The sequence below is a fragment of the Bradyrhizobium sp. Y36 genome (assembly GCF_002531575.1).
Lineage (GTDB): Bacteria > Pseudomonadota > Alphaproteobacteria > Rhizobiales > Xanthobacteraceae > Bradyrhizobium.
On the sequence record NZ_NWTI01000021.1, the window covers coordinates 1 to 21,505 of the forward strand.

A 21,505-nucleotide genomic window follows, 5' to 3' on the forward strand; every position below is an offset into this window, starting at 1 on the left:
AACTTCCTCGCAGCCGTTCTGCTCGCCGCCACCCGTCTATGGGCTAGGTTTGAGTCCACTACCTAGAGCATTTACGGTTCTGATTGAATCAGAACCGTAGCTCTAGATTCTTGTTTTGACGCGTTTTCTTCACGCGAACCGGTGTCCACTTCGCTCGAAAACGCTCTAGGACGCCGCGGCGGTCAGCTTGACAGGGACGGGCCGCGGAAGGCGCAGCCCGCGGGCCAGCACTGAGCGGCGCGGTGCCGGCAGCCTCTTCGGCAGCTTGCCGAAATGCGCGAGCGCTCGCGTCAGCGCGGACCTGACGGCCGGCTCGATCCTGGCGCAGATGAACCAGCAGACCAGCACCAGCAGGACCAGCGCGATCCAGAGGGCCGAGGTGGCATCGAACCCGGCCTCGACCAGCGCACGAATGATTGCCGCGCCAATGACGTTGTGGGTGAGATAGAGTGGATAGGTGATGAGCCCCAGGATTCTCAGATAAGCGGGCGCTTCGGGAGAGGCGGTCCCCGCAGCGTGCCTGTTTCGCCTCGCGGCGAGGGCGATCAGCAGCACCGCGGCCGCCCAGACCATGATCGGCACGAAAGCCGATTGATCCGCGATGGCGGGGATCGAGGTCAGGAAGAACGACGCGAAGAAGTAGATCTCCGCCGCGCCCGAGATGCCGGCGACGGCCAAGGCGATCTTCTCGCGCGCCGTCAACTCCCTGTTCGCGGAGATGAACAGCCAGATCCCCAGCGCGAAGAAGCAGCCATGGCTGAGCAGGAAGGCCGCGCACGGCACCCGGAACATCAGGACGACGAGATAGGGCAGGTCGGACGACGTCGTGCACGACAGCACCAGCAGGGCGATCGCGTTGAAGATGGTGCTGTAGATGGTGAGGCCAAACGCCAGCTGCCGCAGGGTGATCCTCCGCGTCAGCATCGCGCAAAACACGAGGCCATAAAACGCCGTCTCGGCGGCCAGCGTCCAGTAGACCTCGTCAAGCCACTGACCCGTGACGCCCTTGGGCACCATCAGCATGGCGTGAATGTAAGGCAAGATGAGCTCGGAGGCCGGGCCGCTGCCGAACAGCAGCAGGACGAGCAAGGTCGCGGTGGCGCAGACCCAGACCGCCGGATAGAGCCTGAGCGCGCGGCCGAGGAGAAACGCGCCCGGCGAAGAAGTGCTCGCCGAATTGGCGATGACGAAACCGGAGATGACGAAGAAGATCTCGACCCCGACCCAGCCGAACCAGGTGAAGGGCGCGGCGGAGGGGTAGAGAACATCGGCGGCGACGGTGCGCTCGAAGCCCGGGACGCCGATCGAGGTCCAGGCCCAGGACCAGAACATTTGATGAAAGATCGCAACGCCAAGCGCGGCGGCGAAGCGCAACGGATCCAGCAACGGCAAATGGCTCTTCACGGCAATGGACCAGATTCATGCAACGATCCCGCTGGAGATAGCGAAGCCGTTCACGGCGCTCTGCGATGTCGGTCACACTCGCGTTGCTGAAGCCGAAGTGCGCCGGTCCCAGCGTGGGTTAGCCGTAGCGCAATGAGCGCGGCCCCGGCAGGTCTCGGCGGAGAGCGTGCATCGCAAACGCGGGCGCGGTCAGCGAGATGGGGCCAGCCAGCCCACGATTGTCGGCGAATTGATTCGATATTCGTGCCTCATGCGCGCATCCTGCCGTCTCGTGCATTTTCGACATGCTCCGACAAGCGGCTCTTCATTGAATGGCGCAGGGGTGATCCATGAAGAAAATCCGGATGATGGCTGTTGCGTTCGCTGTGATCGTTCTCACCGTCCTGGGCGGTCTGGCCGTCGCGCAGCAGGACAGATACGCGCTGAAGGTGCCCGGCGGGCTCGCATTCTCGGAGTTCAGGGGTTACGAAGGCTGGCAGGTGGTCGCCACCAGCCAGAGCCCGGCGTTGAAGCTCGTCGCTGTGATCCTCGCCAATCCCGAAATGATTGAGGCTTACAAGGCGGGCATTCCCGACAACGGCAAGCCGTTCCCCGACGGGGCCAAGATGGCAAAGATCCATTGGACGCCGAAGATGAACCCGCACTTCACCGATACGACGGTGCCGGGCACACTCCACGACGTCGACTTCATGGTGAAGGACAGCAAGAGGTTCGCAGACAGCGGCGGATGGGGATGGGCCGTGTTCAAGTACGACGCCGCGTCCGACACATTCGCGCCGGGGACCGAGGCGGACAAGCCGCCGCAGGCGCATGACGCGAAATGCGGGTTCTCATGTCACACGGTGGTGAAGGCGAAGGACTACGTCTTCACCGAATATGGGAAGCGATGACGCCAAGCGACGTGTTGCTGCGCGCGCCGATGATACGACCACCCATAATTTCTCGTGTGCGGGGCGTAGCGCCACGGCGTGTCGAGACGCGCGTGAACGCGCTTGTGGCGCTACACCGCGTCCGCGACACGACGGGACTTGAGCTCAACCCAGCAGAAGGAATTAACGCGGACGTCCCGACCGCTTGAGATCGGCGACCTTGAACCGGTTGCCGGCAGCCAGGCTGCTGCAGAACCAGTGGGCGCGGTTTCGATTCTCGCCCAGAAACACCTTCGTCTCGACGCAATTGTCGTAGGACGCATGGGTGATGGTGTCCCGGCACGTCGGCGAGAAGGGTCCGTAGTTCAGACCGCCACCCGACTCGCTGCATCCAATCCACGGCTCGTTGCCGTGCCGGAAGCTCGACGCACAGCCGCCGTTGCAGCTGCTGGCGACCTTCTCCAGGCTGGCAAGCCGCGCCATGGGCGAGCCCGGCGCATAGGACGGCGTGCGCGCGGTTACCGTTCGATTGGTTGGCGCGGTCCGGCGCGGCGCCGTTGTGTTTGCGCCACGCTCCGACACCTGCGGTTTTGTCACCTGCTTGGGCGCATCGACCGTGACAGGCGGAATCGTGGAGGCTGCACCAGTCGGGATCTGCGACGCGGCCGGGGCGCACAGCAAGACAATCGACAGGGCAGCGACGGTTGAAGGCACGACAAGGCTTGATGACAATCTCATGACCATGTCCTTCCAATGCCGGACGGCAATTCCGCACCGGTCATTGCACGGTAACATACAATCCCGAACGGGCAACTGAAGGTTGAGGAGGCGTGTGCCCAATGATTGGCCACGTCATGACGGTCAAGAGAAAGCAGAGTGCGTCACTGTCAGTCTCGCGCGCGGCGCGGCGCAGCGGCACTTTGACGATGTGCTCGAGAGCCGGCCCATGTCTCGGTAGGGTGCCGTGTTGCGTTTTGCATTCCGGCTCTGCGGCGCATCGCCATTGCGTGTCGAAGACGCGCATGAACGCGCTCATGGCGCTGCACCGCGTCCCGGATACGTGGGAGGCAAAACAAAACGGGGCCCGAAAGGGCCCCGTAAAAACTCAGTCGCTTGTCCGCGTCTTACTTGATCTTGGCTTCGCGGAATTCGACGTGCTTGCGCGCCACGGGATCGTACTTCTTCTTGACCAGCTTGTCGGTCATGGTGCGCGAATTCTTCTTGGCGACGTAGTAGAAGCCGGTGTCGGCCGAGGACACGAGCTTGACCTTGATGGTGACCGCTTTGGCCATGTTCAGAACCTCAGGAATGAAGGGAATCTGGAGCCGGCCAAACGGCCCGCGTTGGCCGGCAACCTAGCCAGAAACGGCTGGAAGTCAAGGATTTCGGCCCGGAAAACCACCCAAATCGGGCCAATTAGGCCTCGAAGAAGCGGTTTTTGGGCCGCGGCAGGCCCAGATTCTCCCTCAAAGTGGGCCCTTCATACTCTTTGCGGAAAATCCCGCGCCGCTGCAGTTCCGGGACGACCTTGTCGACGAAATCGTCGAGGCCGGCGGGCAGGAACGGGAACATGATGTTGAAGCCGTCGGAGCCGCGCCCGACCAGCCATTCCTCCATCTGGTCGGCAATGGTCTTCGCCGTGCCGACGAAGGAGAGCCCGCCATAGCCGCCGACGCGCTGGGCGAGCTGGCGCACGGTGAGCTTGTCGCGGGCGGCGAGATCGACCATGCGCTGGCGGCCGCTCTTGCTGGCATTGGTCTCGGGAATGTCGGGGAGGGGGCCATCGGGATCGAAGCCGGAGGCATCGGTGCCGAGGATGACCGAGAGCGAGGCGATGGCACTGTCGTAGTGCACGCGGCTGTCGAGCAACGCGCGCTTCTCCTTGGCCTCATCGACGCTGTCGCCGACCACGACGAAGGCGCCGGGCAGGATCTTGAGGTGCGCGGGATCGCGTCCAACCTTCTCCATGCGGCCCTTGATGTCGGCATAGAGCTTTTGCCCGTCGGCAAGACTGCCGCCGCCGGTGAACACGGCTTCGGCCGTCTCGGCGGCAAGCTGCTTGCCGTCTTCCGAGGCGCCGGCCTGCACGATGACCGGCCAGCCCTGCACGGGCCGGGCGATGTTGAGGGGGCCGCGGACCTTCAGATATTTGCCGTTGTGGTCGAGCGTGTGCATCTTGGCGGGATCGACAAACAGGCCGCTCTCGACATCGCGCACGAAGGCGTCGTCAGCGAAGGAATCCCACAGGCCGGTGACGACGTCGTAGAACTCGCGTGCGCGCTTGTAGCGCTCGGCATGCTCCATGTGGTCGTCGAGGCCGAAATTCAGTGCCGCGTCCGGGTTCGATGTAGTGACGATATTCCAGCCGGCACGGCCGCCGCTGAGATGATCGAGCGAGGCGAAGCGGCGCGCGACGTGATAGGGCTCGTCGAACGTGGTCGAGCCGGTCGCGATCAGGCCGATGCGCTCGGTGACCGCCGAGAGCGCCGACAGCAGCGTAAACGGCTCGAACGACGTCACCGTGTGGCTGCGCTTCAGGGCGTTGATCGGCATGTTCAGCACGGCGAGGTGATCGGCCATGAAGAAGGCGTCGAACTTGCCGGCCTCGAGCTTTTGGATCAGCTGCTTGATGTGACCGAAATTGAAATTGGCGTCGGGCCAGGCCCCGGGATAGCGCCAGGCGCCGGTATGGATGCTGATCGGGCGCATGAACGCGCCGAGCTTGAGTTGCCGTTGTGCCATCGCCCCGTATCCGTTCTGGGTGTCGTTCGCAAACACATAGGCACGCCTGGGAGCTGCGCCATTGGGGGAGGCGGGAACATTTTTCCGTTTTTTGAGGCTCCCTCAGCACGTTTCCGTCATTCCGGGGCTCGCCGCTCCGCGGCGCCATCGACGAGGACGAGGGGACGGTGTTTCACGTCAGTCTTTGCGGCCATGGAGACACCGAGGCGCTTGCGCAGTCCAGCTTCTCCAGCCGCGACAACGCCAACAGTTCTGCGCAGGAGCTCGGCCGCGTCCTCAAGCTGCCGGCAAGATGCTGATTAGCTCAAGACATCCTTCTGCATCTTGCCGCCGTAGAAATGGAAGAACGGCACCGGCGCGTCGTGGCGGAGCGGGCCGGTGGCAAGGCGTGTATCGAGCTCGTTGAGCACGTTGCGCGTCATCGGATGCAGATCGGCCAGCGGCTTTGAGCCGAGCTCGACCCAGATCAGCTCGACCAGCTCGGCATCGGCATGGATCACACCATCGACGCGATGGGTGATCGCGGAGGCATCCGCGGTGAAGAAGCGCGTGTCGAACCGCTTGACGCGGCCGGGCGGGGTGATCGCACGGGCGATCAGGAACAGGCTTGAGGGATCGGGCAGCAGGCCTGCATCCGCGAACGGCTTCCAGGGACCCTCAAGCTTCGCCTTGCCCTCGATCTTGCGGCCGAGACAGAGGCCGGTTTCCTCGCAGGCTTCCCGGATCGCGGCAATGGCCAGCGACTTCGCGCGTGACGCAGGCGTCTTCGGACTTCCCTTGGCGAGATTGGCCTCCAGCTCGGCGGTGATGGGCGCAGCACAGGGCACGCGATAGTCGGCCTTGTCGACACGTCCGCCCGGGAAGACGAACTTGCCGGGCATGAACACCACCTTGTCGTGGCGCTTGCCGACCAGCACTTTCGGAACGGCACTGCTGCGATCGACCAGAATCAGGGTCGCCGCATCCCTCGGGCGGAAGTAGGGATGATGATCGGCTTCCTTCTCCTCGTGAACCCGGGCCTTCTCCACTGCCTGCGCCGTATCCGTCATATCCTCACCCAAACCGCTTTTGCTTCTTGCTTACACAGGCGGAATACCATCCGGAGGGCTCTCGTCAAACCCGTGCATGCGCAGAGCCCATTGCAAGCCGACCACAGCTCCCTTCACCGGCTGCAGCAGCGCGAGCGAGGCGACGAAGGTGAAGGGCAGGTAGGCCGCAAAGCTGAGCCAGACCGGCGTCGAGTAATTGGTCTCGATCCAGAGGATCGCCGGCACCACGATATGGCCGACGATGACGATGACGAGATAGGCGGGAAGGTCATCGGCGCGGTGCGGCGTGAAATCGAGCCCGCATTTGGCGCAATTGTCTGATGTCTTCAGGAAGGCGCGGAACAGCTTTCCCTCGCCGCAACGCGGGCAGCGGCCGCGAAAGCCGCGCCTCATGGCGGCAAAGACGTCGCGCTTCTCGACGAGGCCGTCCTCGCGCGTCCAGATTTTTGGAGCCGTGCTCATCGTCACCATGCCTTGCCCTTCTTGCCCTTACCCTTGCTCTTTCCTTTGGCCTTTTTTCCCTTGCCGGATTTTTGCGTCGCCGGCTTGCGTTTTTTATCCGGGCTGCGGCCGGGATGGGCCTTGAACGAGGGGCGGCGCTGCGGGTTGGGACGCCCGCGGTCGCGCGGCGCGGTCTCGCTCGCCGACCCCAGCAGCTCGAAGCGCAGCGCGCCGGCGATGGGAGCGGCTTCGATCAGGCGGACGTCGACGACGTCGCCGAGCTGATACATCGTGCGGCTGCGCGTGCCGACGAGGGCGTGCCGGCCCTCGTCATAGTTGAAATATTCCGTGCCGAGGGATCGGATCGGGATCAGGCCGTCGGCGCCGGTCTCGGAGAGCTTGACGAACAGGCCGGCACGGGTGACGCCGGAGACGCGGCCCTGGAAGCTCGCGCCGATGCGATCGGCGAGGTGATGGGCGATCAGCCGGTCCACGGTCTCGCGTTCCGCCTTCATCGCGCGCCGCTCGGTCAGCGAGATGTGCGCGGCGACTTCGCTCAGGGTTTCCGGCGTCTCACTGTCGGGCAGGGCGCCTTCGCCGAGCCCGAGCGCGCGGACCAGCGCGCGGTGCACGACGAGGTCGGCATAGCGGCGGATCGGCGAGGTGAAATGGGCGTAGCGGCGCAGGTTCAGGCCGAAGTGCCCGTAGTTCTCGGCAGAATATTCCGCCTGCGCCTGGGCGCGCAGCACCACCTCGGACACCAGCGGGTAATAGTCATGGCCTTCGAGCTGGGCCAGCACGCGATTGAACAGCGTCGGGCGCAGCGCGCCGGATTTGGCGAAGGGAACGTCGAGCGTTTCCAGGAACTCGGAGAGCGCATGGACCTTTTCCAGCGTCGGCTCGTCATGTACGCGGTAGATCAGCGGGAGCGACTTCTTCTCCAGCATCTCGGCTGCCGCGACATTGGCGAGGATCATGAATTCCTCGATCAGCTTGTGCGCGTCGAGTCTTTCAGGGACCACGACACGATCGACCGTGCCGTCGCTCTTCAGGAGGATCTTGCGCTCCGGCAGATCGAGATTGAGCGGATCGCGCTCGTCGCGCGCGCGCTTGGCGCAGGCATAGGCGGCGTAGAGGGGTTTGAGGATTGGATCGAGCAGGGGACCGGTGGTGTCATCGGGCCGTCCGTCGATCGCGGCCTGCGCCTGCGCGTAGCTCAATTTTGCGGCCGAGCGCATCAGGATGCGGTGGAACGTGTGCGAGCGCTTGCGGCCGTCGGGGCCGAGCACCATGCGCACCGCGAGTGCGCCGCGCGGCTCGCCAGGCACCAGCGAGCAGAGATTGTTGGAGATGCGCTCGGGCAGCATCGGCACGACGCGGTCGGGGAAGTAGACCGAGTTGCCACGATCGAGCGCGTCGCGGTCGAGCGCGGTGCCCGGTCGCACGTAGAAGCTGACGTCGGCAATGGCGACGTTGACGATGAAGCCGCCCTTGTTGTTCGGATCATCGTCCGCTTGCGCGTGCACCGCGTCGTCATGATCCTTGGCGTCGGGCGGATCGATGGTGAGAAGGGGCACGTCGCGCCAGTCCTCGCGGCCCTTCAGGTTCGCAGGCTCGGCGGCTTCCGCCTCGCGCTCGGCGGCGGGGGAGAATTGCAGCGGAATCTCGTGGGCGTAGATCGCGATCAGGCTGATCGCCTTTTCGCTCTTGACCGAGCCGAGCTTCTCCTTCACGCGGCCTGAGGCGAGGCCAAAGCTGCGCGTGCGGACGATGTCGACGCTGACGAGATCGCCATCCTGCGCGCCCTTGGTGTCGGCAGCGGCGATGTTGAGCTCGCGGTCCGCCATCTTCTTGTCGACGGGCACGAGACGTCCGCCGCCTTCGGGAAGCTCGCGGAATACGCCGAGGATGCGGCTCTTGGCCTTGTCGAACACCTTGATGACGCGGCCGCGATATTGCGGCCCTTCGGCCTCGTTGGTCGGCTCGAGGCGCAACAGCGCGCGGTCGCCGACGCCGGCAGCGGTGCCGGGCTTGGGCCGGCGCGGCATCTCGATGATGATCTTGGGCGGCTCGCCGTTCTCGACCTCGTCCCATTCGGTGGGGGAGGCGATCAGCTCGCCGTCGCGGTCACGGCCGGTGATGTCGGCGACCAGGGTCGGCGGCAGCGCGTCCGGCTCGGAGACCTTGTGGCGCTTCTTCTTGATGGTGCCGTCGTCGGCGAGCTCGCGCAGCATGCGCTTGAGCTCGATGCGATCGGCGTTCTTCAGGCCGAACTCGCGCGCAATTTCGCGGGTCCCGACCTTTCCGGGATTTGCCTTGATGAAGGCGACGATGGCTTGCCGGTCGGGAAAGCCACGGTCATTCTTGCGTTTCACTTAACCTCTAATTCTTGATCTCAAGTCTTGCCGGCACTCTTCTTGGCCGGAGCCTTGGTGGCGGCGGACTTGGTCGGCGACGTCTTCGCCGTCGATGCCACGCCGGCGCGCGCCTTGCTGGTGGATTCGGATTTGGTTTTGGCCGCGGCTTTCTTCGCGGCCGGTTTCTTCGGCTTCGGCGCGGCGTCATCGCCGTCCGCAACCTTCTTCGTCTTGGCGGGTTTGGCCGCCTTCTTCGCCTTGGTCTTGCCGCCGCCCTTGGCCGCGCGCTCGTCGATCAGCGCGATCGCCTGCGCGAGCGTCACCGTGTCCTTTTCGAACTCGGCTGGAATCGTCGCGTTGACGCCGCCCGCGGTGACATAGGCGCCGTAGCGGCCGCTCTTCACGGTGACGGTGCCGAGCGTGGGATGATCGCCGATCGCCTTGCCGGGATCGGCGCCGAAGCGGCGGCTCGGGCCCTTGGCGACCTTTTCCGCGATCAGCGTGACTGCGCGATTGAGGCCGATGTCGAACACTTCGTCGCCGGTCTCTAGGCTGGCATAGGTCTTCTCGTGCTTCACGAACGGCCCGAAGCGGCCGAGGCCCGCGGTGATGGGCTGGCCGGTTTCCGGATGCTTGCCGATCTCGCGCGGCAGCGACAGCAGCTTCAGCGCAAGCTCGAGCTCGACATCGCCGGGCGAGGTGCCCTTCGGGATGCCTGCGCGCTTCGGCTTCTCGCCTTCCTCGTAATCCTTCTGCTCGCCGAGCTGGATATAGGGCCCGAAGCGGCCCGCCTTGACCCAGACATCGCGGCCCGTCTCAGGGTCCTGGCCGAGCGAACGATCAGCGGTCGCCTCGCTGTCGGCGGCGAGCTGGCGGGTATAGCGGCACTCCGGATAGTTCGAGCAGCCGACGAAGGCACCGAACTTGCCGGCCTTCAGGTTGAGCCGGCCGTTGCCGCAGCTGGGGCACTGCCTGATGTCGCCGCCGTCCGCGCGCGGCGGATAGATGTGCTGGCCCAGCATGTCGTCGAGCACGTCCAGCACCTGCGCGACGCGCAGATCCTTGATGTCGTCGACGGCGCCGATGAAGCCGGTCCAGAAATCCTTGAGCACCTGCTGCCAGGAGATCTCGTTGTTCGAGATGCGGTCGAGCTGCTCTTCGAGGCTCGCCGTGAAATCGTATTCGACGTAGCGGGCAAAGAAGCTTTCGAGGAAGGCGACCACGACGCGGCCCTTGTCCTCGCCGTGCAGACGCTTCTTCTCCAGCTTGACGTAGCCGCGGTCCTTCAGCACCTGGAGGATCGAGGCATAGGTCGACGGACGGCCGATGCCGAGCTCTTCCATGCGCTTGACCAGCGAAGCCTCGGAGAAGCGCGGCGGCGGCTCGGTGAAATGCTGCGTGACCGACAGCGACTGCCGCTTGAGCGCGTCGTTCGGGCTCATCGCGGGCAGGCGGCGGGAGTCTTCGTCCTCCTCGTCGTCGCGGCCTTCCTGATAGAGCGCGAGGAAGCCGTCGAACTTGACGACCTGGCCGGTGGCGCGCAGCTCCAGCGTGCGACCGCCCGCTTTCGCGGTGATGTCGACGGTGGTGCGCTCCAGTTCGGCGGATTCCATCTGGCTCGCGATGGTGCGCTTCCAGATCAGCTCATAAAGTCGCGCCTGATCGGTATCGAGCTTGCGGCTCATGCTGTCGGGGCGGCGGGACATGTCGGTCGGGCGGATCGCTTCGTGCGCTTCCTGGGCGTTCTTGGCCTTGGCCTGGTACTGGCGCGGCGCTTCCGGCACATAGGCGTTGCCGTAATCCTCGCCGATCACCTTGCGCGCCTGGGTGATCGCCTCCGGGGCGATCTGCACGCCGTCGGTCCGCATATAAGTAATGAGTCCGGTGGTCTCGCCGCCGATGTCGATGCCTTCATAGAGGCGCTGGGCGATTCGCATGGTGTGCGCCGGTGCAAAGCCGTATTTGCGGCTGGCTTCCTGCTGCAGCGTCGAGGTGGTGAAGGGGGCTTGCGGATTGCGCCGGGCCGGTTTTGCGTCCACCGCGGTGACCGCATAGGCGGCCACTTCCAGCGCCTTCTTGAAGTCTTCGGCTTCCGCGCCGGTTCCAATATCGAGGCGCTGGATCTTCTTGCCGTCGGCGCCGACGAGGCGGGCCTCGAACGCATCGCCGCGCGGGGTCAGCAGGGTCGCGATCAGCGACCAATATTCCCGCGGCACGAATTTCTCGATCTCGAGCTCGCGGTCGCAGACGAGGCGCAGTGCCACCGACTGCACGCGACCGGCCGAGCGGGCGCCCGGCAGCTTGCGCCACAGCACGGGGGAGAGGGTGAAGCCGACGAGATAGTCCAGCGCGCGGCGCGCCATATAGGCGTCGACCAGCGCGCCGTCGATCTCGCGCGGATGCTTCATCGCGTCCGTGACGGCCTGCTTGGTGATGGCGTTGAACACCACGCGCTCGATCTTCTGATCCTTCAGCGCGCGCTTCTCCTTCATCACCTCCAGCACGTGCCAGGAGATGGCCTCGCCCTCGCGATCAGGGTCGGTCGCCAGAATCAGGCGGTCGGCACCCTTCAGGGACTTGGCGATATCGTTGAGCCGACTGGCCGCTTTGGGGTCGACCTCCCAGATCATCTTGAAATTGGCGTCGGGATCGACGGAGCCGTTCTTCGCCGGGAGGTCGCGGACATGGCCGAACGAGGCCAGAACCTCATAGGACGAGCCCAAATACTTGTTGATCGTCTTGGCTTTCGCCGGCGACTCCACAATGACGATATTCATGTAGTTCCAGTAACTTACGGGAAAATTTGGGGCCGAAAACGAAAGGACTCGGGTCGGCCGTTTCGCCCCGAACATGGGTGGTGAGGCCTCCGCTGTCAAATCGAGGGCTGTTGAAAGCCCTTTGAATGGGAAAAGTTTCATATCGAGAAAGTTGCAAAATACCACCTTGGAGTTGCGATCGCGATGGGCGTAATGTTTCTGCGGGGCATGGATTCGGGGTGGGCTGGTGACTAAGCCAGGAAAGAAACGGGCGCGCGCCACATCAGGCGCGCCAGGAGGCTCGCGTCACGAGGAACCGGGGGAGGGTGGCGTAGACGAGGCCGTCGCCTTCATCGCCGAGCAGGTCGGTGCGTTGCGCAAGCTGGCCGAGCGTCACAAGCTCGATGTCCTGCATTATCTCCTGGGCATGACCAAGCTGGAGGCCGACGAACATTTGAGGCTGCGCAGCAAGCGCAAGCTGTCGTGAGGGGCGTGATGCAGCGGAGCCGTCAACCTTCGAGGCTCGCCGAAGAGGCGAGCGCCTCGGGGACTGAGGCTAGCGGCCTGCCATTCTGGCCAATCGCTGGCCGAGATATTCGGCCGTGCTGAGGTCGCTCTGTGGCAATGCGCCGTTCACCAAATGTGTTGCGAGGCCAAGCTGGCTGCCCAACCGATTGCGGCCGCCCGGATCCTCGCCTCCTGGAATGTCGAGCCCGCACCAGAGCATGCCGTGCTGTGCAGCCAGGATCGTAAAGTAGGTCAGCGTGTGGAGTTGATCGCCGCTGGCGCAGGCGCCGGTGGTGAATCCGGCTGCGATCTTGTTGGCCCATTGCTGCCGGGTCCACCGGTCGCTTGAGGCATCCGCGAAGGCTTTGAATTGCGCCGCGGGGCCGCCCATATAGGTCGGGCTGCCGAATGCAACCGCGTCGGCGCGGTCGATCGCTTCCAATATGCTCTCATTCCGGAATCGGCCCGACACGATATCGTCGCCTGTGATGCGACAAAGGGCAACGTGCGCTGTGCCGTCAGCTCCGCGCGCTACCGCATGCGCCAGCGTCTCAGTGGCGCCGGAGATGGAAAAATAGATGATGGCGAGCAGGGGCATGGTGATGCCGCTTTGAGAGACTTACCATCTTTGACGCCGTCTCTATTTTGCACAAGTCCCCCAGCGCGTCCTTGCGAGCACAGCGGGGGAGGCGGTGCGCGGCAATCACGCCGAGCGCCGCCGCGGCGCCGGCCGCGGCTTCACCATCGTCTCCGCCGGCGTGAGCAGCCGTCCGTCTGCGGCGCGCAGTTCGAGCTTCTTCACCGGACGGCCTTTTTCGCGATCCACCAAAACGGTCGCGATCTCCTCCGGGCGATCGTCGAACTCCTCGCTCCATTGCCGCAGCGCCACCAGGATCGGGAAAGTGCCGCGGCCCTTCGGCGTCAGCACATATTCCTGATAGGCGCTGCCGTCGGAGGCGGGCGCGGTTGCCAGAATGCCGTGATCGACCAGCGCGCGCAGTCGCACTGCCAAGATGTTCCTGGCCATGCCGAGCTTGTTCTGAAACTCGCCGAAGCGGCGCAGTCCAAACAGCGCCTCGCGGATGATCAGCAGCGACCACCAGTCGCCGAGCGCGTCCAGCGACCTTGCGATCGGGCAGGCATCGCCCTCGAAGCTCGTTCGTTTCACCATCGTCGTCTGTCCCATTCGCGTTCGCACGATTGCCGGGCCGATCACGCGCTTGTGTGGTTGCATCATAAAACCGAATGCCCTAGATGGCAATCTAGTTTCATAATGCAACTACTGGAGGCGAGCGTGAGACTGACAGACAAGACGGCCCTGATCACCGGCGGCAACAGCGGCATCGGGCTTGCGACGGCAAAGCTCTTCGTGGCGGAAGGCGCCAGGGTGGTGATCACCGGGCGCAACAAGGAGACGCTGGCGGCGGCCGCACAGGAGCTGGGGCCGAATGCGCTCGCATTGCCTGCCGATGCGACCGACATCGCGGCGACGGAAGCTGCGATCAGGCAGGGCGCGGAAAAATTCGGCAAGTTCGACATCGTGTTCGCCAATGCCGGCATCGCCGGCGGCACGCCGCTCGGCTCGGCCGCGCTCGAGGTCTTCGAGAAGGTCATCAGCACCAACCTGACGGGCGTGTTCTTCACGGTGCAATCGGCGCTGCCTTATCTCAACGACAATGCCTCGATCATCCTCAACGGCTCGGTGATCTCGGTGCTCGGCATTCCCGGTTATTCCGCCTACGGTGCCGCGAAGGCCGGCGTGCGGGCGATGGCGCGGATCATGGCCTCGGAGCTGTCGCCGCGCGGCATCCGCGTCAACGTCGTTGCGCCCGGTGCGATCCGCACGCCGATCTGGGGACCTGCGACCGCAACGCCGGAAGCGGAGAAGGCCTTCGAGAAGCGGATCGCGCTGTCGACGCCGCTGGGGCGGATCGGCGAAACCGACCACGTTGCGAAGACGGTGCTGTTCCTTGCCTCCGATGATTCCGCACATGTGCAGGGCCAGGAGATCTTCGTCGACGGCGGCGCGGTGGCCTCGCCGAGCGGCGCGCCGATCTATCGCGGTTGATGAAATGACCTGAAAATTGAATCTGTCGGCGCGGCGAGGTTGGTTGCGCCGGCGGGTTCCCTCAGCTCCGGAGATGTATTTCCTGAACCTTTGCGTGAGGCGTTGAACCTTCGCTTGCGCTGCAAAGACATTTTTACGGGCAGGGGTCACAAGACTCATTTTCAGGGAGCCCGTGATGCCAAAGGCAGCTCGCATTTTTCCGTCGATTTCAGCACCGCGTATTTACAGCGAACGTTCCGCCATTCCCGCCAAACGCTCCGACATGTCCGAGTTCATCGGGGTGGCGCTTTTCGCCGGCATCGGCCTGTTCATTTCGCTGGTCGCCGTCATCCTCGGCATTCAGGGCGCCTGGTTTTAGCCAGATCGACCTGCCAGCCGCGGCCGGAATCCGGCTGCGGCTGTTGTCAGCGTGAGGCTCAGGCCGCGCGCAGGCTGGTGGCCGACTGAAGCGCACCTGCGATCGCCTTTTCGCGGTGCTCGGGCCCGACCTGGATGCCGTCTGCGGAGATGAATTCGGGATTGGTGATGCCGATGAAGCCGAACACCCAGCGCAGATAGGTTTCGAGATGCTCGCCGGCCGCGTATGGCGACTCCGCGCCGTAATAGCCGCCACGCGAGATCGCCACGATCACACGCTTGCCGCCGGCGAGCCCCTCGGGCCCGGTCGCGCCGTATTTGAAAGTCTTCCCCGCCACCAGGATGCGGTCGATCCAGGCCTTGAGCTGGCTCGGGATGGTGAAATTATACATGGGCGCGCCGATGACGACGGCGTCGGCATCGAGAAACTCGGTCAGCACGGCCGCGCTCGCGGCAAGGTCAGGTCCGAGCTCCGCGGGCGCGGGCGTGCCTTGGGCGGCGGCGAGGTGCGAGCCCGAGAGGTGCGCGAGCGGCGTCTGGGTCAGATCGCGGTAGACGATTTCGAGCGAGGGGGTCGCCTGGCGGAGCCGGTCGACGATGGCGGCGGAGACCTGCCGGGAGACGGAGTGGGGGCCGAGCACGCTGGAGTCGATATGGAGGAGTTTCATTTGGGGTTACCCTGGTATAAGTTTGTAACCAGAGCTACATGAGTGACCATCGAAATCCCCGCAAGAACGCACTTTTTTGAGCCATGGGCACATTGTTGAAACCTGAGAACACCGGTTTGCCTGCGCCGCCGATGCGAACCCAGAGGCCGGATCCCATGCCGGATCCCAGTCATTCCGACTGCCGTGGCGTCGCTTCCGTGCTGTCGCGCGTCGGCGACAAGTGGAGCGTGTTCGTGATCATGATGCTCAGCGACGGGCCGAAGCGCTTCAACGAGCTGAAGCGCATGATCAACGGCATCTCGCAGCGGATGCTGACCTTGACGCTGCGCGGGCTCGAGCGTGACGGGCTCGTCACGCGCACGATCTTTCCGACCATTCCGCCGCGCGTGGATTACGAGCTGACGGATCTCGGCCGCGGGCTGCAACAACCGGTGAAAGCACTCGGGCAGTGGGCGATCGACCATCTGGCGCAGATCGAGGGGGCGCGCACGAAGTTCGACCAGCGTAACGACGGCTAGAGCAGCGACACCAGACCGCCGCCGTGACGTTCGAGCTTCCCGGCGAGCTCGAGCTCCAGCAGCACGGTGCGTACGATCGCGGGTGAGGCGCCGGACATCCGCACGAGATCGTCGATCGAGATTGGCACGGGGCCGAGCAGGCCTGTGATCTGGTCGCGGTCGTGGCCTTGCGGATCGCTCTCGAACGGCTCGCTGTCGGGCTCGCTCGCAGGGATCATCAGCGGCCGCTCCATGATCGGCTGCACCGCGTTGATGATGTCGGCAGCTTCGGTGACGAGCGTTGCGCCCTGCTTGATCAGGTCGTTGGCGCCGGCAGCGCGCGGATCGAGCGGCGAGCCGGGCACCGCGAACACCTCGCGGCCCTGTTCGGCCGCCATGCGCGCGGTGATCAGCGAGCCCGAGCGGTGCGCCGCCTCCACGATGACCACGCCCAGCGCGGCGCCGGAGATCAGGCGGTTGCGGCGCGGAAAGTCGCGGGCGCGCGGCTCGTGGCCGAGCGGCATCTCGGAGATCGCGGCGCCTTCGTGATCGAGGATCGCTGCGAGCAGATCGCCATGCTCGGGCGGATAGATGCAATCGTGGCCGCCGGCGAGCACTGCGATCGTGCCGGTCTCGACACTGCTGCGATGCGCGGCCTGGTCGACGCCGCGCGCGAGCCCGGAGATGACGACGAAGCCGGCCTCGCCAAGCTCGCGGGCGAGCAGTCCGGCGAATTTCAGCCCGGCGCCGGAGGCGTTGCGCGAGCCGACGATCGCGATCATCGGCCGCATCAAGGTCTTGGTGTCGCCCCGCAGGGCGAGCAGCGGCGGCGCATCGTCGATCATCGCCAGCCGCGCCGGATAGCCGTCCTCGCCGGGCGCGCGCCAGGCAATGCCGAACTTGCGGCTCGCGGCGAGCTCGGCCTTGGCCTCCTCGGCGCTACAGATGCGCCCGGATCGCTGTGCGCCGCCGCGGCGTGCCAGATCCGGCAACCGTTCCAGCGCCGCGCGCGCAGTGCCGAAATGATCGACCAGCGAGCGGAAGGTGCGCGGGCCCACATTGTCGGAGCGGATCAGCCGCAGCCGGTCGATCCGCTCTAGCTCGGTCAGCTCCACGGTGGGATTGATGGCGTCCACGGCGTCTCCTTGTGGGCGCAGCATGGAACAACCTGAGGGCGTTGCGCAACAGCGACGTGCGCTTGCGCGACATCGCCCCGATGCTAAAAGCGAGGACAATAAGAAGGGTTTTGCCATGATCTCACTCGCCGACCTCCAGCGCCGCATCGAAGCCGGCGAGTTGTCGCCTGATGCTGCCATCGCCCAGTCGCATGCGGCGATCGAGGCCAAAGAGCAGGACGTCCGCGCCTTCGTGCGTCACGACAAGTCCGCGAAGGCCCGAGCGTCCGGCCCCCTGCGCGGCATCGCGGTCGGGATCAAGGACATCATCGACACCGCTGACATGCCGACCGAGATGGGCTCGGAGATCTATCGCGGCTGGCAGCCGCGCGCCGATGCGCCCGTGGTGATGATGCTGAAGCGGGCAGGTGCGACCATCATCGGCAAGACCACCACGACCGCGTTCGCCTCGCGTGATCCGACGCCGACGCTCAATCCGCACAATACAGGCCATACTCCGGGCGGCTCATCCTCGGGCTCGGCGGCCGCCGTCGGCGCCGGCATGATCCCGCTGGCGCTGGGCACCCAGACCGGCGGTTCGGTGATCCGGCCCGCGGCCTATTGCGGGACCGCCGCGATCAAGCCGTCGTTCCGGATGCTGCCGACGGTCGGCGTGAAATGCTATTCATGGGCGCTCGACACGGTCGGCCTGTTCGGCGCGCGCGCGGAGGATCTCGCGCGTGGGCTGCTGGCGATGACGGGCCGCACTGAATTCTCCGGCATCGTTCCGGCGAAGGCGCCGCGGATCGGTGTGGTCAGGCAGGAGTTCGCAGGCAGCGTCGAGCCGGCCGCGGAAGAGGGTCTGCTGGCCGCGATCAAGGCGGCCGAGCGCGCCGGTGCCAGCGTGCAGACGATCGACCTGCCCGAGGCGGTGCAGGAGGCCTGGCGCATCCATCCCATCGTCCAGGATTTCGAGGCGCATCGCGCGCTGGCCTGGGAGTTTTCCGAGCGTCATGACGAGATCGCGCCGATGCTGCGGGCAAGTCTCGATGCGACCGCCCATCTGACGCCGAAGGAATATGACGAGGCCCGCCGGATCAGCCGCCGTGGCCGCCGCGAGCTCGGCGAAGTGTTCGAGGGCGTCGACGTGCTCCTGACCTATTCGGCGCCCGGCACGCCGCCGGCCAAGGCGCTCGCGACGACAGGCGATCCCCGCTACAACCGGCTGTGGACCCTGATGGGCAACCCTTGCGTCAACGTTCCCGTGCTGAAGGTGGGTGGCCTGCCTGTTGGCGTGCAGGCGATCGCACGCTTCGGCAACGACGCAGGCGCGCTCGCGACCGCGTGGTTCCTGGAGAACGCGCTGGCGAATTCAGGCTAGGGCGGGTTCGAAGGCGACAGCGGCGGGCGCGGCGAGCGTCGCGTCTGGCTTTGCATCTTGCCCGAGCCAGCGCCCGGCGGCGGCGCGGCCGCTTCGGTGCAGCAGGCGAATGAAGCCGCGGCCGAGATCGGCCGATGAGCGCTGCGCAAGTCCATCAACGGAGTCTTCCGCGGCGATCCTGGAGAGCCGCAGCGAAGGAGCTGCGTGCGACTGCGCCCATGCGATCGCCGCGACCTCGGCATTGAGCGCGGCGTTGGCGGCGATCTGGTCGAGCCGGCGGTCGATCGCGGCGAGCGTGATCGGCACATAGCTGTCGCGCGCCGGCGTGACCTGGACGAGCAGGACGTCGGACGTCGTCGTCTCCTGCGCAAGCCGCAGCAGAGGCGGATTGCCGCCGAAGCCGCCGTCCCAATAGGCTTCGCCCTCGATCTCGACGGCGCAATGAGCCAGCGGCGGACAGGTCGAGGCCAGCGCGACGTCGGCCGTGATGGCGTCATTGCCAAAGATCTGCTGCTGCCCGTCGCGGATTCGCGTCGCCGCAATCAGCAATCTTGGCGCCTTCGGATCGCTCAGCGCCGCGAAATTGATGTCGCGCGACAGCGCCTGCCTGAGCGGATCGAGATCAACCGGATCGAATTGGCCGGAGCGCAGCGTCGGGCCGAATGCGACCGAGCTTCCCGCCGGCGAGAACCCACCGACCAGCATCAGCGAGCGGAACGAGGCTTCGTGCAGCAGGCGGAGCCAGAACCGGCTCAGCCGGCTGCGCGCAGCCTCGCGGCCGCCTTCGGCAAGACCGGAGGCGAGCAGCAGCGCATTGATCGCGCCGGCGCTGGCGCCGCTGATCGCGTCGATCTCGATCGGCTCTTCCAGCAGCCGCTCCAGCACGCCCCAAGTGAAGGCGGCAAAGGTGCCGCCACCCTGCAGCGCCAGCGAGAGTCTGCGCGGGGGCCATTGCTCGGCGCATGCCGGCGCTTGTGCGACCGGCGCAGCCTTTGTCTCGATCGCGATCGTCGCGGGCGCTCGTTCAACAGGCGCGGCTATTGGCGGCAGAACAGGAACGGGAGGCGGCGAGGGCGCACCGGACCAGATGTCGGTGGTCGAGAGCAGCCGGCTGGCCGCGGTGCGGACAGCACCGTGCGAACCAACCCCGTCATGCGCGCCGACAATCTTCTCGCTCATTCTGAGCAACCGCATAACGCCATCTCGACTGTCAGGATGACAGGCATGGAACCGCTTCGCTACTGCCGGCCGCGAGCCGGCCGCCAGTTGCGAACAGGATTTGACATATAATGCAGAGAAGGGCTTCGGTATCCGTAGATGCCCTGGCTTTAGACGCTGACCGCGACAAGTTTCGTAACGCGACTACGCCTTCTCGCCGATCCGGCTTTCCCTGCCGGCTTGCAGTCGCTTGATGTTCTCGCGATGCGCGTAGAACAACAGCAGCGTCAGCACTGCGAACAGTGCTGCGAGCGCGAGGTGGCCGAACCACCACAGGAACATCGGCGTGATGAAGGCCGCCACCAGCGCCGAGAGCGATGAGTAGCGGGTGGTGAAGGCGGTCGCGAGCCAGAGCAGGCAGAACACCACCATGCCGGGCCAGAACAGGCCGAGCAGGATGCCGATATAGACGGCGACGCCCTTGCCACCCCTGAACTTCAGCCAGACCGGGAAGAGATGGCCGAGGAACGCGCCGAGCCCGGCCACCATGGCGGCGTTGGGACCTGCAATGTAGCCGGCGATCACCACGGCCGCCGTGCCCTTGAGCGCGTCGAACAGCAGGGTGCCCGCGGCAAGGCTCTTGCTCCCGGTACGCAGCACATTGGTGGCGCCGATGCTGCCGGAGCCGATCGAGCGGATATCCTGCGTGCCGGCGAGCCTGGTCAGGATCAGGCCAAACGGAATCGAGCCGAACAGGTAGCCGATGATGAAGGCCACCGGCAGAAAAGCTTCAAGCCCCATGGCGGCAGCTCCAAAGGCTGGATTTCGCGTCAGACATGCTCGTACACCGTGCGGCCGCCGACAATGGTGCGGACCACGCGGCCTGTAAAGCGGGCCTCGTCGAACGGGGTGTTCTTGCAGGGCGATTTGAGCTCGGCCGGATCGACGACCCAGGGGACATCGGGGTCGATCACGATGACATCGGCGGGGCTGCCCGCGCGCAGGGTTCCGCCAGGCAGGCCGAGCAGCTCGGCAGGCCGGGTCGACATCGCCCGGATCAGCGTCTTCAGTTCCATCTCGCCATTGTGCACGAGGCGGAGGCCGGCGGGCAGCATGGTCTCCAGACCGACGGCGCCGGGCGCGGCTTCCGCGAACGGCAGGCGCTTGCCCTCGACGTCCTGCGGATTGTGGTCGGACATGACGACGTCGAGCAGGCCGGAGGCCACCGCCGCCACCAGCGCGCGGCGATCGTCCTCGGTGCGCAGCGGCGGCGAAAGCTTCAGGAACGTGCGGTAGGGACCGATATCGTTCTCGTTCAGCGCCAGATGGTTGATCGAGACCGAGGCGCTGACGGCGAGCCCGGCATCGCGGGCGCGCTGGAGGATCTCCAGCGAGTCGATGCAGGTCAGCGAGGCCGCGTGATAGCGGCCGCCGGTCAGCGCCACGAGGCGCATGTCGCGTTCGAGGATCACCGCCTCGGCGGCGTTCGGGATACCCATGAGGCCGAGCCGCGAGGCGAACTCGCCCTCGTTCATCACACCTTCGCCGACGAGATCGGGGTCCTCGGTGTAATGCACGATCAGGGCGTCGAAATCGCGCGCGTAGGTCAGTGCGCGGCGCATCACCTGGGCATTGGTCACGCTTCTGGCGTTATCGCTGAAGGCGACGGCGCCGGCGGCCTTGAGCAGGCCGAACTCGGTCATCTCCTGGCCGTGCATGCCCTTGGTGAGAGCGGCCATCGGCTGAATGTTGACGATCGCGGTGTCGCGGGCGCGCCGCATCACGAAGTCGACGGTCGCCGAATTGTCGATCACCGGCGAGGTGTCGGGCTGGCAGATGATGGTGGTGATGCCGCCGGTCGCGGCCGCCTGGCTGGCGGTGGCAAAGGTCTCGCGATGGCTAAAGCCGGGCTCGCCGACGAAGGCGCGCATGTCGATCAGGCCGGGCGCGACGATCTTGCCGGAGCAGTTGACGATGTCGGTGCCTTCAGGGACGCCGGCCGCGCCAATGCCGCGGCGGGTCTCGCGGATGGCGCCATCGGCGATGAGGACGTCTCCGACGGCGTCGAAATCCCTGGAGGGATCGACGACGCGGGCATTGGCGAGCAGGATGGGGCGGCGGTCGGTCAGCATGGGC

22 protein-coding genes are annotated in these 21,505 nt (G+C 65.4%); 7 read left to right on the forward strand and 15 right to left on the reverse strand.

The window, feature by feature from the left end; all coding sequences use genetic code 11:
* Positions 1-165: 165 nt before the first annotated feature.
* Positions 166-1,386, reverse strand: coding sequence for an acyltransferase family protein (locus CO669_RS27895; RefSeq protein WP_245444540.1), 1,221 nt, complete (start codon positions 1,384-1,386; stop codon positions 166-168).
* A gap of 347 nt (positions 1,387-1,733) precedes the next feature.
* On the opposite strand from CO669_RS27895, the gene CO669_RS27900 reads away from it, so the two are divergent.
* Entirely contained in the window at positions 1,734-2,294 is a 561-nt protein-coding gene (locus tag CO669_RS27900; RefSeq protein ID WP_097663163.1) for a cytochrome P460 family protein, read from the forward strand.
* Between the two features lie 162 nt (positions 2,295-2,456).
* Here the strand turns inward: CO669_RS27900 and CO669_RS27905 are convergent, their stop codons facing one another.
* From CO669_RS27905 to CO669_RS27915, 3 genes are all read right to left on the reverse strand, one after another.
* On the reverse strand, positions 2,457-3,011 hold the full coding sequence (locus tag CO669_RS27905) for a hypothetical protein (protein ID WP_198964299.1): 555 nt from the start codon (positions 3,009-3,011) through the stop codon (positions 2,457-2,459).
* A gap of 386 nt (positions 3,012-3,397) precedes the next feature.
* Positions 3,398-3,565: a 50S ribosomal protein L33 gene (gene rpmG / locus CO669_RS27910; protein WP_007603295.1), complete on the reverse strand. Its 168-nt coding sequence runs from the start codon at positions 3,563-3,565 to the stop codon at positions 3,398-3,400.
* Positions 3,566-3,689: 124 nt separating this feature from the next.
* Complete coding sequence (locus CO669_RS27915) at positions 3,690-5,015, reverse strand: LLM class flavin-dependent oxidoreductase (protein ID WP_097663164.1); 1,326 nt, start codon at positions 5,013-5,015, stop codon at positions 3,690-3,692.
* Between the two features lie 167 nt (positions 5,016-5,182).
* Here CO669_RS27915 and CO669_RS36565 point away from each other — a divergent pair, with 167 nt between their 5' ends.
* Positions 5,183-5,314, forward strand: a complete 132-nt coding sequence (locus CO669_RS36565) for a hypothetical protein (protein WP_283806825.1) — start codon at positions 5,183-5,185, stop codon at positions 5,312-5,314.
* Here CO669_RS36565 and CO669_RS27920 read toward each other — a convergent pair whose 3' ends face one another.
* Genes CO669_RS27920 through topA form a run of 4 tightly spaced genes read right to left on the reverse strand, consistent with a single transcriptional unit; the run spans position 5,315 to position 11,639 of the window.
* A complete protein-coding gene (locus CO669_RS27920; protein ID WP_097663165.1) occupies positions 5,315-6,064 on the reverse strand; it encodes an NUDIX hydrolase in 750 nt (249 codons plus the stop codon).
* Positions 6,065-6,094: 30 nt separating this feature from the next.
* The gene (locus tag CO669_RS27925; RefSeq protein ID WP_097663166.1) at positions 6,095-6,535 is read right to left on the reverse strand and encodes a DUF983 domain-containing protein; all 441 of its coding nucleotides are present in this window, start codon (positions 6,533-6,535) and stop codon (positions 6,095-6,097) included.
* Positions 6,529-8,880: a ribonuclease R gene (rnr, locus tag CO669_RS27930; RefSeq protein ID WP_097663167.1), complete on the reverse strand. Its 2,352-nt coding sequence runs from the start codon at positions 8,878-8,880 to the stop codon at positions 6,529-6,531. Before rnr ends, CO669_RS27925 begins: the two co-directional genes overlap by 7 nt.
* A gap of 20 nt (positions 8,881-8,900) precedes the next feature.
* Positions 8,901-11,639 carry a type I DNA topoisomerase gene (topA, locus tag CO669_RS27935; protein ID WP_097663168.1) on the reverse strand — a complete coding sequence of 913 codons (2,739 nt, stop codon included), beginning with the start codon at positions 11,637-11,639 and terminating at the stop codon, positions 8,901-8,903.
* A gap of 226 nt (positions 11,640-11,865) precedes the next feature.
* Between topA and CO669_RS27940 the strand changes: the two genes are divergently transcribed.
* Positions 11,866-12,105, forward strand: coding sequence for a hypothetical protein (locus CO669_RS27940; protein WP_097663169.1), 240 nt, complete (start codon positions 11,866-11,868; stop codon positions 12,103-12,105).
* Positions 12,106-12,174: 69 nt separating this feature from the next.
* On the opposite strand, the gene CO669_RS27945 is transcribed toward CO669_RS27940, so the two are convergent.
* Positions 12,175-12,723, reverse strand: coding sequence for a flavodoxin family protein (locus tag CO669_RS27945; RefSeq protein WP_097663170.1), 549 nt, complete (start codon positions 12,721-12,723; stop codon positions 12,175-12,177).
* A gap of 105 nt (positions 12,724-12,828) precedes the next feature.
* On the reverse strand, positions 12,829-13,296 hold the full coding sequence (locus tag CO669_RS27950; RefSeq protein ID WP_097663285.1) for a winged helix-turn-helix transcriptional regulator: 468 nt from the start codon (positions 13,294-13,296) through the stop codon (positions 12,829-12,831).
* A 123-nt stretch (positions 13,297-13,419) separates the two neighbouring features.
* On the opposite strand from CO669_RS27950, the gene CO669_RS27955 reads away from it, so the two are divergent.
* A complete protein-coding gene (locus tag CO669_RS27955; protein WP_198964300.1) occupies positions 13,420-14,193 on the forward strand; it encodes an SDR family oxidoreductase in 774 nt (257 codons plus the stop codon).
* A 175-nt stretch (positions 14,194-14,368) separates the two neighbouring features.
* Positions 14,369-14,551, forward strand: coding sequence for a hypothetical protein (locus tag CO669_RS27960; protein WP_097663172.1), 183 nt, complete (start codon positions 14,369-14,371; stop codon positions 14,549-14,551).
* A 58-nt stretch (positions 14,552-14,609) separates the two neighbouring features.
* Here the strand turns inward: CO669_RS27960 and CO669_RS27965 are convergent, their stop codons facing one another.
* Positions 14,610-15,218 carry an FMN-dependent NADH-azoreductase gene (locus CO669_RS27965; RefSeq protein ID WP_097663173.1) on the reverse strand — a complete coding sequence of 203 codons (609 nt, stop codon included), beginning with the start codon at positions 15,216-15,218 and terminating at the stop codon, positions 14,610-14,612.
* A gap of 83 nt (positions 15,219-15,301) precedes the next feature.
* Between CO669_RS27965 and CO669_RS27970 the strand changes: the two genes are divergently transcribed.
* Entirely contained in the window at positions 15,302-15,736 is a 435-nt protein-coding gene (locus CO669_RS27970; protein ID WP_097663174.1) for a winged helix-turn-helix transcriptional regulator, read from the forward strand.
* On the opposite strand, the gene dprA is transcribed toward CO669_RS27970, so the two are convergent.
* Positions 15,733-16,875 (reverse strand): DNA-processing protein DprA, encoded by a 1,143-nt coding sequence (dprA, locus tag CO669_RS27975; protein WP_097663175.1) that lies wholly within the window; start codon positions 16,873-16,875, stop codon positions 15,733-15,735. The genes CO669_RS27970 and dprA overlap by 4 nt on opposite strands.
* A gap of 91 nt (positions 16,876-16,966) precedes the next feature.
* Between dprA and CO669_RS27980 the strand changes: the two genes are divergently transcribed.
* Positions 16,967-18,211 (forward strand): amidase, encoded by a 1,245-nt coding sequence (locus CO669_RS27980; protein WP_097663176.1) that lies wholly within the window; start codon positions 16,967-16,969, stop codon positions 18,209-18,211.
* On the opposite strand, the gene CO669_RS27985 is transcribed toward CO669_RS27980, so the two are convergent.
* From CO669_RS27985 to CO669_RS27995, 3 genes are all read right to left on the reverse strand, one after another.
* Positions 18,203-19,390: a patatin-like phospholipase family protein gene (locus CO669_RS27985; protein WP_198964301.1), complete on the reverse strand. Its 1,188-nt coding sequence runs from the start codon at positions 19,388-19,390 to the stop codon at positions 18,203-18,205. The genes CO669_RS27980 and CO669_RS27985 overlap by 9 nt on opposite strands.
* A 183-nt stretch (positions 19,391-19,573) precedes the next feature.
* Entirely contained in the window at positions 19,574-20,170 is a 597-nt protein-coding gene (gene plsY, locus CO669_RS27990; protein WP_097663178.1) for a glycerol-3-phosphate 1-O-acyltransferase PlsY, read from the reverse strand.
* Positions 20,171-20,199: 29 nt separating this feature from the next.
* Entirely contained in the window at positions 20,200-21,501 is a 1,302-nt protein-coding gene (locus tag CO669_RS27995) for a dihydroorotase (protein WP_198964308.1), read from the reverse strand.
* Between the last annotated feature and the right edge of the window lie 4 nt (positions 21,502-21,505).